Consider the following 12,837-nt stretch of genomic DNA (forward strand, 5'->3'; position numbering starts at 1 on the left):
GGCTTAAGAACCTCTTCGACGTCGGGAGCGTCCACACCCTCAGGAACTACGTTGACTACCTTGAGGAGGCCTACCTCGTATTAATCGCCAGGAGGTTCTCCTACAAGCTCAAAGAGACACCAAAATCGCCAAGAAAAGTTTACGTTGTCGATTCTGCCTTCATCGAGCCATCGAACCTCAACTCCCCGGACTTTGGAAGGCGGATGGAGAACGCCGTTGCCGTGGAACTCACCAGAAGGGGTTATCCCCTCCACTACTGGAAGGAAAGGGGAGAGGTCGACTTCGTGGTTAAAGGACGCTCTGGAGTTGAATGCCTCATACAGGTGACGAGGGAACTTAAGGATGACAACTACCGGAGAGAAGTAGGGAACCTAGTTGAAGCAGGAAAAAGGCTCGGGGTTAAAAAGCTCTTGCTCATAACGTGGGATCAGGAGGAAAAGTTAAACGAGAGCGGAATGACCGTGGAAGTTGTTCCGCTGTGGAAATGGCTCCTCGGTGGAAAGGTATGCACTTAAAACATTACACTGCACAAAAATTCTGAATTTTATGCACTACACTGCACAACTTGGAGAAATGAGTGGTGGTTGCAACACGATTAGACTAATCATGATGCAACAATCCGTTAAGTTGCCCTCTTCTCTCCCTCCGGGAACTTCCAGTTCTTCGTTATCTTTGTAACGTTCCTAATGAGGGCTTTCTCCTCGGGGTGCCTAGTGACGAGCTCTTCTAAGAAAGAAATCAGCTCGTCGTAGGCCGGCTTGTCAATCGGGAACGGCACCCTGTCCTTGCCTCCAACAGCGTAGCTGAACTTGAAGGGGCTGGCGGGTGAGTTACCGGGTCCTTCCAGCTCGGGTGAACGTTGTAAACCAGCTCAAGGACGAGCGATAAAGCCCTCAGCGTGCTCGGTCCGAGGCCTTTCAAAAGCAAAAACTCCTCGTAGTTTGAAACGCTGAGCTCCCTCACAAATTCTAGTGCTCTTTTGTTGAGCTCGAATCCCCCGAGACTCTCGTAGCGCTTTAGCAGGTCTTTCTCCCATGGCTCGCGGGGCTTGTAATAGACCAGCGGGCGGTAGCCCTTCGCCATGGCCTTTAAACTCTCAAGCTCGCGCTCTATCTTCTCTGGCTTTTCCTGAGCGAGGTCGAGGAGGGTTTTCTGGTACTCTCTCGCTTCTCTCGATACGGTGTTGAGGGCGAAATCCCTCTTCAGCCCTGCGATGGCCTTGTGCGGATCTAGGGTGAATGTTTCAGCGTCGAACCAGTGGAAGCGCCTCGCGAGCTTAGCTTTTTCGTTCATCCCCTGCTGTATCACAGCCCAGTTGCCCTCCTCATCGAGGAAGAAGACGTGGTGGTAGAGCTGGTAGCCCGTCTGGAGGGCAACGGTATCGACCTTCGCGACCAGTCTCGAAGTCCTGATGTACGGCCCGGGATCGAGGTCGTATAGCTCTGCGATGGTTTTCAGCTCCCCGGGAGTTGCCCGGCTCTTCTTACCCTTCCCGCCGGCGGCTTTTACCCCGAGTTCCTCCTTCCAGAGGGCGTCCTTTATCATGCCGGCCGTTACGGTGGTTGAGCCACTGCTGTCCCAGTCCATCCCTATGACGTTGTTAAACGCCTGAAACCACACAGGGTCAGAGAGCCTCTCAAGGAGACCCTTCGTGCCGTACTCCTCGACGGCTAAGATGAGAACTAACCTCGTCAGCTTTCTCATCCTCTGGGCGAGCCACGCTGGAACATGGCCGCCGTGGAGGGGCAGATCGGCGACGTTCCTCATCGGAGCTAGTTGGGACTTTGGTGTTTTAACGGTTGTCCCTTAAAATCCTCATGCTTTTTCCTGTTTTTTCGCAAAATGCCCGGGAAAGGCTGTCCCTACGAAAGGGAAAGCCTTTTTACCCCTCGTTTCGAGGAGGGTCTGAAGGTTTAACGCTTACGGAGGGTTGAGAATGGGAGTTGAAAAGGTTCCGAAGTACGACATCCCGACCAAAAAGGTTGACTACGTTTTTATCGAGCTCGACAAGATGAAGCCCCATGAGCAGCTCGTCCAGAAGGAGCTTGAGGCGTTCATCGAGAGCGTAACCGGGAGTGGCATCTTCTGGAAGCCGATGCTCCTCGCCAAGGTTCCAGGGGAGGATATGTACCTTATAGTTGACGGCCACCATCGCTGGGCAGGTTTGCAGAAGCTTGGAGCAAAGAGGGCTCCTTCAGTCATACTCGACTACTTCAGCGACGACGTCAAGGTCTATACATGGTATCCTGCCTTCAAGGGAGACCTCAACGAGGTCATTGAGAGGCTCAGGGAAGAGGGCCTTGAGGTCATCGAGGATCCAGAGGCGGAGGAGAAGGCCGAGAGGGGGGAGATAGCCTTCGCCCTCGTCGGCGAGAAGAGCTTCGCCATCCCCGGCTCGCTGGAGGAGCAGAAGAAGGTAAGCAGGGTTCTCGACGAGATGAGCGTTGAAGGGAAGATAGAGCTCATCTACTACGGCCTCAAGGAGGACGCGAGGGAGGACATGGCCAAGGGCGAGATCGACTACGTCTTCATCAGGAAGGCCCCGAGCAAGGAGGAAGTCATGGAGCTCGTCAAGCGCGGCGAGGTCTACTCGCCAAAGACCACCAGGCACGTCCTGCCCTTCAACCCGGACAGAATAGACGTCAAGCTTGAAGAGCTCTTCTGAAGGTTTTTAAGCTCCCTCCCCTACTTTTTCCGCCGATGAAGATGGATCAACCGGCTGAGCGGTGATGAGCGGTCCAGGAGGCTGAGGCATGGTTAAAGGTTTAATCTTCGACGTTGACGAGACCCTTGTTTACTACGAGGGCTACGACCACAGGAAGTGGTTCGAGGAGCTGGTGAAGCCCGAGCTTGAAAGGGCCGGAATTTTCATCGACTATGAGACCTACAGGAAGACCGTAACCGGTGAACTACCGAGGACTTATGTGAAAAACCTTGGCATAGACCCGGTTGAGATGTGGAAGATAATAGACGGGGTCAACCACAGATACAGGAAGGAGATGCTCAGGCTTGGGAAGGTAAAGCCCTTCCCGGATGTGGATGCCCTTGCCGAGCTCAGAAAGCTGGGCTTAAAGCTCGGTGCAGTTAGCAACGCCACCGAGGAAAACACGAGGCTGGTTCTGGGTGCTTTCGGCCTCGACCGCTATTTTGAGGTCGTTATCGGAAAGGACTACTCCAACCTCGACGGGGTTAAACCCAATCCTTACCTCGTCGAGAAGGCCCTGAAGGCCCTCAACCTGAAGCCGGAGGAGGCCATAATGGTCGGCGACAGCATTCACGACGTTTTGGCCGGAAAGAGGGCCGGTTTAAGGACCGTCAACGTGACGCGCTTTGGAAAGGTTGAGGGTGCCGACTACTACGTGGAAAACCTGTGGGAGCTTGTGGAGCTTGTGAGGGAACTCCTTTCCAAACGTTCCCCTAAGGTTTAACGCCAGCAGTCTTCCGCACGTTCAGTTCCACCCTTACTCAAAGCCCCTGAAAAATCCTTAAATACTTCCGCGCCGATACTATTTTTAGTGGTTACCATGGAAGCGGGCTTCAGATGTGAGAGGTGTGGAGCGCCGCTTGAGGTGTCGCCCGAGACGATAGTGGCCATCTGCCCCTACTGCGGCTTCCCTAACCACATAAGCGGGAACCTGAAAACCGAGAGCATTTTCATAATCCCCTCCGTGAACAAGAACGCCATAGCCAAGGCCTTCTGGGAGCACGTTGAGAAGGACTTCGACCTCAGGAGAATAAAGGACGAGATAGGGGTTGTCGAGATAGAGGGCCACTACGCTCCCTACTGGAGCGGTATCGTCCACGTTTACGGAACGGTTCGCTATATGAGGCGGGAACAGGAGTGCCACACGGACTCCAAAGGAAACACCCACTGCCACACGGTGGAGAGGCACTACACGGAGAGGGTGAACGAAAACATGCACCTGCTCGGCTCGGCGAGAAGGCAGGTAAAGAGCCTCGGCGTGGACGACCTCATAAAGCACTTCTCCAAGACCAGGCCGGAGGGAAAGAGGCTCCTCGACCTCGATGAAGACGAGTGGAGTAAAGTCAAGCTTGAGATCCTCAACACGGAGATGGACGAAAGGCACGCCAAGCTAATGATGAGGGAAGATGCCGTTGACATAGTGAGGAACCGCTTCCTCGACAAGTCGGACAGGATAGAGCTCTTTGATGTTCACACGGACGAGCCCAAGGACGTTAAGCTGCTCCTTCTCCCGATGTGGACTGTCTATTACAGGTACCAGAACTCGATATTTCACGCGGTCTTCGCCGGCTGGGACAGGAAGAGGGTTGCCGCAACCGAGCCCATGAACGTCTTCAGGAGGGCGCAGTATTTGACGGGAGCGGGAATAGGAATACTGCTCGGAGCCTTTGGCTCAGCCTACACCGGGAGCGCTGTGGGAGCGCTCATCCTTACCGCCATAGGCGGTGGAATCGGCTGGTTCTTTGGAAGCAAAGTCCTTGAAGGGCAGAGGGTCGAGAGGGGTGGCTGAGATGGAGGTTCAGTGTCCAACCTGCTCGGCCAAGTTTAAGGTTCCCGACACCGTTAGCGTGGTCACCTGCCCCTACTGCGGGACGACTTTCCATGTCCACACCGGCGAGGAAGCGAAGGAGGAGCACTACTTCTTCCCTCCGATGAAAGAAGACCCTGCAGGAAAGCTCTTGAAATTCCTTTCGAGGCAGTACGGCGCTCCCGCTGACATAGTTGACGCGAAGATACTTGAGAAGAAACTCCACTGGGTCCCGGTTTACTTCTTCTACCTCCACGGAAAGGCCAGCGAGACCGTTGAAGAGGTCGAGTTCCTGGGAATTCCCGCGGGTTCGCCCCTTAAGACACTCCTAATGGACTACCCCTTCCCGGTCAGGGGAAAGAGGTTCTTCGATGAGGCGATGGTGAAGAAGGGAACCTACCACGAGCCCGAGATGAAAAAAGAGGAAGCCGAGGCGATAGCCCGGTCGAGGCTTGAGAACGCCCTGAAAGAAGAGGCGAGGGAGGAAAGCTCCTACCTCGGAAAACCCGAGCTTGAGGTCAAGTTCCAGGGACTCGTTCACTATCCCGTCTGGGAGATAGCCTACGAGTACGGCGGGGAAACCTTCAGGGGCAACTACGTTGACGGAACCGACGGGAGGGTGATTAGGGCCGTTTACCCGCTCATGAGCGAGGCTAGGAAGAAAGCGACACTCCTTGGCTCCGGAGTTATAGGTGCAGGAGTTGTCCTCGGGCTCATAGCCTCGGCCCTCTACTCCAGCGCTTGGGGAATAATAGGCGGCCTCGTCTCCGGAATAGCTGCCGGGGCGGGGATATTCTCAAAGGGTTCGGTCAAGAGAAGAACGGTCAGCGAGGTAATGAGGGTGAGGAGGGGCAACGTCTACTTTAGGAAGGTGTGAGGTGGTAAGATGGGTAAGGAAACCAAGCTTTTGGAAAAGCTTGAGCTCGCCATTCCGGGCTTCCACGGCTACAAGAAGAAGGAGCTTCTGAGGGAGGACGACAGGCTCGTCCGCGGAAAGATTGCCGATTTGCTGGTTCAGGCAAGGAAGGAGATTGAAAGGGCCCTTCAGAGGTGCGCGATGCTCAACTGTCCCCAGCTGGTCGGGATGGACTCGCTCAGGAAGAAGCTCGTCGGCCTTGAGGGCAGGGTGAGGCACGCAGAAGCTGGCTACGCGGGCTACTTCGACAGGATCAAGATAAGGGAGAGAGAAATCGAAATGCTCATAGACTACGACGCCAAGATGATAGACCTCGCCGAGGAGATACTCAGCAAGGCGAAATCGCTTGGCAGTGAGGTCGTAAATCCTCAAGCTCTGGGGCTTTCGGTTCTAGAGCTGGACGACAAGCTGAGGGCCCTTGAGGAGACCCTTGACAGAAGGATGAGCGTCGTGGTGGGTGAGTGAGATGGTGCAGGTTATTGAGTGGGTTAATCCGGGTGAAGACGAAATAATCTGGCGCTATCCAAACGAGGTCATAAAGTGGGGTGCTCAGCTGATAGTCCACGAGTACGAGGTAGCGGTCTTCATGCGCGATGGAAAAGTCTACGACGTCTTCGGCCCCGGAAGGCACACGCTGACGACGCAGAACCTTCCGCTTTTATACAAGCTCGTCGGCGGAAGCAACAGCCCCTTCAAGGCGACCGTAATCTTCGTCAGCATGAAGGAGTTCCAGGGGAGGTATGGCGGAGAAACGCAGACGAGAGAGCTGGCTCCGATAAAGTACTACGGCGTCTACTGGTTCAAGGTCGCCGATCCCGTGCTTTTCATCACCGAGGTCGTCGGCGGGCAGAGCCTCTACGACACGCAGGACGTAACCAAGTTTATCAGGGCTTACTTCAACGAGGGCATGATGAAGCACCTCTCGGCTTACTCAATCGTTGACCTCTTCCAGAACCTCGACATGGTGAGCACGCAGGTGAAGGTCAAGCTCATGGAGGATTTCAGAAGGCTGGGCCTTGAGCTCGTCGATGTGAAGATTGAAGGTGTCAACACGACCGACGAATGGCGCCAGAGGCTCTTCTGGATAATGCAGACGGGCAACGCTCAGGCGGTAATGCAGATGGACACGGCAAAGCAAGTTGCTGCGGAACTTGGAAAGAGCGGGAGCGCTTCCGTCGGAACGGGCATGGTTCTTATTCCACAGCTTATGCAACCCGTCCCACCGGCCCAGCCGGCACAGCCATACGCGGGAACTCCGCCGGCGCAACCGGCTCAGCCCGCTCAACAAGCAACCCCCGCCCAACCGGCGGCCCAGCAGGAAATATGCCCCTACTGCGGGAAGCCGATTCCCAAGGGGGCGCGCTTCTGCCCCTACTGCGGGCACGAGATAAAGCGCTGTCCCAACGGCCACATAGTTCCCGAGGGCGCGAAGTTCTGCCCGGTGTGCGGTGCAAAGATAGAGTAATCACTCCCTTTCTATATTTTTGAGGCTCTTTTTTGCTGGCAGGAAGTTGTAATGGGGGGCAGAATCTTATATTTTCACGAAAATAATTTGCCCGAAAATACTTGAGATCAAGATGGGGGAAGAGAGCATGAAAAGTTTAAATCCCGAATTTCTCCCCTATATAAGCCTTTATCAGCTCTTTCGTCGCGAGAAGGCCCTTAACGTGCGTCCTCTCCATGCCGTGGCTCGCGTGAACCCCTGGCCCGATTAGGGCAACGCGGAAGTCCCAGCCGGCCCTTAATGCTGCAGAACCGTCGGAGCCGTAGTAGGGGAAGACGTCAACCACGTGCGGTATATCCCTCTTCTCGGCAAGCTCTATTAGTTTGGTCGTCATCTCATAGTCGTAAGGCCCGCTGGAGTCCTTTGCCGCTATCGAGACGGCCGTCTCCTTTCCGGCAACACCCTCCCCGACGACGCCCATGTCCACGACGAGGAGCTCTTTAGCGCTCGGTGGATAGCCTGCTGAGCCCCCGTGGCCGACCTCCTCGTAGGGCGAGAAGAAGAACGCCACCGGAAGCTTTTCCAGCCTCTCCGCTCCAAGCTCTAAAAGCAGATCTATCATAACCGCGACGCTCGCCTTGTCGTCCAAAAAGTGGGCCTTGACGAAGCCGTTGACATATTCGAACTTCGGGTCGAAGGCTATGAAGTCGCCGGGCCTTATCCCGAGCTTCTCGGTGTCCTCCTTCTTCTCGACTTCGGCATCAAGCCTTATGTACATGTTCTCCTCCTTCCTCTCCTTTTTGCCTGCGTCTTTGTTGACGTGAACGCTCGGGTTCTTGAGGAGGAGCGTTCCCCTAAACCTCTTCCCGGAGCGGGTGATGATCGTGCAGTATTCGCCTTCGAAGGCCGGCAGGAGAAGGCCACCTATGCGGGTGAAGCTCAGGTGTCCGTCCGGGAAGATTCCCTTGACCATGGCCCCGAGCGTGTCAACGTGGCCCGCTATGACAAGCTCGGGCTCTGGATGGTTGCCAGCTATCAAAGCACCTTTGTTGGTGTAGTACGTCTTAATTCCGGCATCGTTGAGCCTCTTCTCGATTTGGGAAAGAACCTCTTTCGTGTATCCCGTCGGTGAGGGTATCTCAAGTATTTCGCGGAGAATTTCGACGACGCGCTCCATGTTATCACCGAAAAGGAAAGGGAGAATGGAGTTAAAAACCTCACCCGAACTCGTAGCCGTAGCCAGAAACCGTGAAGCCGTAGGCTTCGCAGTAGTACTCGTTGCAGGCCTTTACCGTTACGTGGTAGGTCGTCTTCTCCCTTCTTGCCTCCATCTCCGCCTCGTTGGCGTACTGGACGGCTTTTTCGGTGACGTAGTCGAAGGTTTTGTCAACTAACTGCTCCTTCACCCAGTCGAGTAAACCCTCTTTGAAGGCCTCTTTGTCAAAGCGGACTGAATCGGGAGTTTCAAGCCCTTCCGTCTCAGGTGCATTCTCTTCCTCTGGGATAAAGGCCTCGACGCCTCCAACAACGGTCTTCACGCCCTTCGCTAAAGCCACCATGCCATAGGTTATCTTCGCTCCAACGCTCCTCGCTTCCACCATCTTCGCGGTTAGAACTCCTATGTCCTTTCCAGTCTTGAGGACTTCAACGCTGTTCTTATATTTGGTGTAGATAACGCCGACGTTCTCCCCCGGAAGGATGTAGCGCTTGGGAACCAGCCTCGCGTAGAAGTACTTGACCGGCCTCGTCGAGCCGAAGTTTATCACCCTTTTGGCCTTTCCGTTTATCAGCGCCCCGGGAGCGCTTATCGTGACGTTCCTGCAGTGGTGGCACTCGAAGTAGAGAAGGCCCACATCGGTGCTGTTAAGCCATTCGGAGCTTACGAGCTTCACCTCGGGCTTTGCCTTATAGCGAGCCTCAATGTTGAACTCGTAGGTGTAGCGTTTATCGCCAAAGTCAAGCTCCACCGTAAACGAGACGAAGGCGAAGCCAATCTCTGTGATGTTCGGCAGGCTGAGCGTGTATTCGGTCTCGCTTACCTTCTCCAGCTTGTCCTTGTCGTCTCCGCCGAGCGATACTCCAGTGAGCCGGTATTCCTTAACGTTTCCGTCTGGCAAAGTCACCGTTATAGGGTCGGCTTTTATCTCGAAGTTCGCCGAGCCACTATCAACGACCACCGTGATGAATGAATCGGGCTCGATTCTCCTTCCATTCAGGAGAAACTCGATGTGCCTGTGAACCTTTGGCCTCGGCGTTTCCTTGATAGCAGTGTTCCCCTTCCTGTACTCAGGCTTTGGAGTGGAAGGCGGTGCTGGGGGCTTTGAGGTTGGGTCGTTTGGGTTGCTCCCGGCTTTGACCTCCTCAAAATCTGTAAAGCCGTCCCCGTCTGTGTCCTGGACGAGCGGGTTGGTGCCGTATCTGAAAAGCTCCTCCCAGTCGGTTAAACCGTCGCCGTCGGTATCTGGATTGGCCGGGTCTGTCTTTGACTGGTTTTCCACCTTATCACTAACGCCGTCCTCGTCGCAGTCCAAGGCAAAGGCGCAGGCGTTGTTCTCTATCAGGCCGTCCCCGTCGAAGTCGTAGTGAGCGGGAACCGGGTCGCTCCCGTCGAGAACTCCGTCGCCGTCTGTGTCGGGGTTTGTCGGGTCGAGGATTATCGGGTGCCCCTCTATGAGCGACGTTGAGTTGTCGGCTCTATCGTAGGAGGTGTAAACGTAGTCGAAGTGAAGCTCATCGGAGTCACTCAACCCGTCTCCATCTGTGTCTGGGCTGGTCGGGTCGGTGGAAGGAAGGAGGAAGCAGAGCTGACCGTCGTGTTCAAACGTCTTTCCCCTGAAAACGTCCTCCGGGAGGCCGTACTGGACGGTTAAGCTTTTCTCATCCGACGAGCAGAGGAGGTACCTGCCCTCGGCGGGCTGAACGAGGTAGTAGCCGATGTACCTTGAGAGGCTTATCTCCTCACCGCTCGCGCCGTCCCAGACCTTCACCTCACCGAGGCTCTGCGGAAGCCACGGGGGAACTTCCCCCGTCAGCTCCATGTTCACGAGCTGGGGCATCACCTCCTCAAGGTCGCCCAGTCCATCGCCGTCGGTGTCTTCGCTGAACGGGTCCGTGCCGAGTTTTACTTCCCAGCCGTCCCAGAGGCCGTCTCCGTCCGTATCTCTGGCGTAGACGAGCGTTCCAAGCTCCAGCTCTTCCTTATCGCTCAAACCGTCGCCGTCACAGTCCTTGTCGAGGAAGCAGAGGTAGTAAGGCGTGTTGAAGAGCGGACTCGGTGAGGGAGTCATTTCAGCGTTGTAAACCGGCGCATCTGCTGGGTACCTCCCATCGTAGCGGTAAAGCTCCTCCCCATCTGGAACCCCATCGTCGTCCCAGTCGGGGTTTGTGTAGAAGGGTCTCTCCTTATTGCTGTAGAGGTACGTGAGAACCCTCGCTTCGTAGTAGTCGTCAAGGCCATCCCCATCAGTGTCCGGCGTTGTCGGGTCGCTGGGAACTCCTTTCTCAACGCCCTGAACGAGGTACCTCCCTGTCAGCTCCTCGTAGTCGGTGAAGCCGTCGCCGTCGGTATCGTAGCTTACGGGACTCGTCCCGTACTTGAATACCTCCTCACCATCGGTTAGATGGTCGGCATCGCTGTCCTGCCTTGTGGGGTCGCTTCCGTAGTAGAACTCCAGCTTGTCGCTAAGGCCGTCTCCATCGCTATCCGGGTTGTTGGGCAGAGACCCGTGGGCAATCTCAAAGGCGTCGCTCAGCCCATCGCCGTCGGAGTCGAGGCTCTGGCCAGTCCCGCTTCCCGCCGACTGCGCCTGTGGGGCGAGGAATAGCGAGAGTACGAGAATCCCCATGAGAATTAGCGGAGCGAGCTTCATCCTTCCGCCTCCGTCCAGACTATCTTGCATCTGTCGCCAGACAGGAACGTAACGTAGTCTCTCTCGATGCCCTTTTGCTGGCCGTCCTTGGTGATAACAGCTGAGTAGTGGTATTTACACGCCACAAGTTTTGTGCTGACGGGGAAGCACTCCAGGTTTTCCACCTTCAAATCTTTGAAGTCAATCGCCTCGTAGAGCGCTTTGTGAAGCTCCTCCAGCGAGCCTTCGTCAACGACCGAGAGGTCGAAGAAGCCCGAGACATTTTCCTCATTCCTGACCGCGCTGTAGTAGCCCTCAATGACTGACGGCGCTTTATCGGAGCACTCCCAGACGGAATCTGGGATGAGTGAGGCGTTTATCTCAACCGTGCGGTTGAGCAGTCTGTAGGTTTTGATTCCCGTTGGATGCTGAACGGTTCTCGTTGAAGTTCCCCCGGTCTCCGTTTGGGTCGCTTGGGAGGATTCCGTCCCGGAGACGGGGCTTGTGTGTGAGGTCTTCGTCGGGGAAGTTGAAGTGGAAGTCCCCGTGCCCTGATTGATGCAACCTGTTGCAAGAACGAGGAGGGCAAGCAAGACAACGAGAAGAAGCTTTCCCGGCTTCACTTCCACTGCCTCCTGTACTTATCCTCCCTCAAACCTCTCAAGGAAGTTCCCGTACTTTTCAACCAGCTTCTCGTACTGTGCCTCACTCAGGTGGATCCACACCTCTGACCCCGGATCAAACCTCTCCTTTTCCCTCTCGTAGACGCCCTCGTCTTCGCCCTCGGCGTAGTACCAGATTTCAATCTTCTCCAACTCTCCCTCGCCGTCCCTGCGGATTTTGTCAATCTCATGGGGCTGGGCGTGCTTTTTGAGGCTGAAGTAAACACCTCCGGCATCCCTCAGCTTTTCCCAGTTCTCCGCAAGCTCTGCCGCGGTCATCCTGAAGTGCCTCTTCCTAAGGTGTTTTGAGGCAGAATTAAGTCCGGACTTCAGCTTCCCGAAGAGGCCCATACCAACACCTCGCGGGAGTATTGAGCACAAAATAGGGCGTGAAACCTTATTAGGCTTTCCTTAGGCCTCTCAAAAATTTTTAAATTTTCAACCGGCGAAGAATTTCAGGCCCGTGAAGAAGAGAAGAACGAGAAGGCTCAGGATAACAGTTACGGCTATTCCCTCCTCCGCTTTGAGCCTGTAGTGGGCTAGGATGACGTTGGCCATTATCGCCGGAGGCATCGCGGACTCGACGAGGACGGCGTAGTAAATATCTCCGGCGCCCCTGAGGGTGAAGAGAACGAAGAGGAAGGGAAGGACGCTCCTGAATAGGCCGACCTCAAGAAGGTGCCTGAGTCTGAACTCGCGGAGGTCTATTATCGAGCCGAAGTAGACGAGAAGGAGGGGAATGCTCCACCAGCCGACGGCCTTGACCGGCTCAAGGAACCAAGCAGGGAGCCTGACGCCCGCAACTACCAGAGCTAAGGCCAGTAAGTTTGCGGTCGTTGGCGGGAACTTGAGGGCCTTGACGAGGCTCTCCTTTACAGAGGCCTTCCCGCTGGAGTAATGGGCCGCTATGAAGCTCGCCAGAGGGAGTACGATGAGGCTGTTGGTTGTGGAGTAGAGTATGGCTGGGGTTATATCATCGAGGAAGAGGCTCGCTATGGGGAAGCCCATCGCGGCGGTGTTGGGGTAAACCGAGAGCACCATTAAAGCCCCTGCCCAGCGCTCGTCACTCACGAAAAAGCGGGCGTAGAGGTAGGAGAGGCCGAGGCTAAGGGCTATTATGAGGATCACGTAGATGAAGACGGGCTTTACGCTGATTAAATAACCCAAATCCTTGCTCGCGACGTTGCCGAAGACGAAGAGCGTGAGCAGGATTTGCGTTGAGAAGACGTTCAGCCAGAGGAAGGGCCTCTCGTCCCTGACCGCGTACTTTAGGGCGTAGCCAACCGCTATGAGCGCGAGCATCTCGTAGATGTTCATGGTTGAGATTTTGGTCTGATCGTTAAAACGTTTTTGGCATCTAAACCGATAAACTTTTATATACCTTTAGCGCCAGTTAAGTACAGAAAATTGTACTACAAAAATCTGTACCCGGTGGTAGCATGGACGACCTGAGGGC

The 12,837-nt window shown here is 55.2% G+C and carries 12 protein-coding genes and 1 pseudogene; 7 read left to right on the forward strand and 6 right to left on the reverse strand.

The features are described 5' to 3' along the window. The coding region (locus MVC73_RS04495) for a DUF4143 domain-containing protein (RefSeq protein ID WP_297507466.1) at positions 1-515 on the forward strand (515 nt) is incomplete at its 5' end. 107 nt (positions 516-622) lie between these two features. On the opposite strand, the pseudogene MVC73_RS04500 reads toward MVC73_RS04495, so the two are convergent. Then, positions 623-1,767: pseudogene (locus MVC73_RS04500) on the reverse strand (DUF763 domain-containing protein). Between the two features lie 169 nt (positions 1,768-1,936). On the opposite strand from MVC73_RS04500, the gene serK reads away from it, so the two are divergent. From serK to MVC73_RS04530, 6 genes are all read left to right on the forward strand, one after another. Beyond that, positions 1,937-2,665, forward strand: a complete 729-nt coding sequence (serK, locus tag MVC73_RS04505; protein ID WP_297507469.1) for an L-serine kinase SerK — start codon at positions 1,937-1,939, stop codon at positions 2,663-2,665. Positions 2,666-2,753: 88 nt separating this feature from the next. Further along, positions 2,754-3,428 carry an HAD family hydrolase gene (locus MVC73_RS04510; RefSeq protein ID WP_297507474.1) on the forward strand — a complete coding sequence of 225 codons (675 nt, stop codon included), beginning with the start codon at positions 2,754-2,756 and terminating at the stop codon, positions 3,426-3,428. A 96-nt stretch (positions 3,429-3,524) separates the two neighbouring features. After that, a complete protein-coding gene (locus tag MVC73_RS04515) occupies positions 3,525-4,493 on the forward strand; it encodes a hypothetical protein (RefSeq protein WP_297507494.1) in 969 nt (322 codons plus the stop codon). A 1-nt stretch (position 4,494) separates the two neighbouring features. Next, complete coding sequence (locus tag MVC73_RS04520; protein WP_297507477.1) at positions 4,495-5,388, forward strand: hypothetical protein; 894 nt, start codon at positions 4,495-4,497, stop codon at positions 5,386-5,388. A 9-nt stretch (positions 5,389-5,397) separates the two neighbouring features. Further along, positions 5,398-5,892, forward strand: a complete 495-nt coding sequence (locus tag MVC73_RS04525; protein WP_297507480.1) for a hypothetical protein — start codon at positions 5,398-5,400, stop codon at positions 5,890-5,892. 1 nt (position 5,893) lies between these two features. Continuing rightward, complete coding sequence (locus MVC73_RS04530; protein ID WP_297507497.1) at positions 5,894-6,892, forward strand: SPFH domain-containing protein; 999 nt, start codon at positions 5,894-5,896, stop codon at positions 6,890-6,892. A 136-nt stretch (positions 6,893-7,028) separates the two neighbouring features. On the opposite strand, the gene MVC73_RS04535 is transcribed toward MVC73_RS04530, so the two are convergent. The 5 genes from MVC73_RS04535 to MVC73_RS04555 all read right to left on the reverse strand — a co-directional run bounded on the left by MVC73_RS04535 (position 7,029) and on the right by MVC73_RS04555 (position 12,698). Then, positions 7,029-8,048: a M42 family metallopeptidase gene (locus MVC73_RS04535; protein WP_297507482.1), complete on the reverse strand. Its 1,020-nt coding sequence runs from the start codon at positions 8,046-8,048 to the stop codon at positions 7,029-7,031. A 40-nt stretch (positions 8,049-8,088) separates the two neighbouring features. Then, positions 8,089-10,740 (reverse strand): calcium-binding protein, encoded by a 2,652-nt coding sequence (locus MVC73_RS04540; protein WP_297507484.1) that lies wholly within the window; start codon positions 10,738-10,740, stop codon positions 8,089-8,091. After that, positions 10,737-11,348: a hypothetical protein gene (locus tag MVC73_RS04545; protein WP_297507486.1), complete on the reverse strand. Its 612-nt coding sequence runs from the start codon at positions 11,346-11,348 to the stop codon at positions 10,737-10,739. Before MVC73_RS04545 ends, MVC73_RS04540 begins: the two co-directional genes overlap by 4 nt. A 12-nt stretch (positions 11,349-11,360) precedes the next feature. Beyond that, the gene (locus MVC73_RS04550; protein ID WP_297507489.1) at positions 11,361-11,732 is read right to left on the reverse strand and encodes a hypothetical protein; all 372 of its coding nucleotides are present in this window, start codon (positions 11,730-11,732) and stop codon (positions 11,361-11,363) included. Between the two features lie 87 nt (positions 11,733-11,819). Further along, positions 11,820-12,698, reverse strand: coding sequence for an AEC family transporter (locus MVC73_RS04555; RefSeq protein ID WP_297507491.1), 879 nt, complete (start codon positions 12,696-12,698; stop codon positions 11,820-11,822). Positions 12,699-12,837: the final 139 nt, after the last annotated feature.

The sequence above is a fragment of the Thermococcus sp. genome, from assembly GCF_027052235.1.
Classification (GTDB): Archaea; Methanobacteriota_B; Thermococci; order Thermococcales; family Thermococcaceae; genus Thermococcus.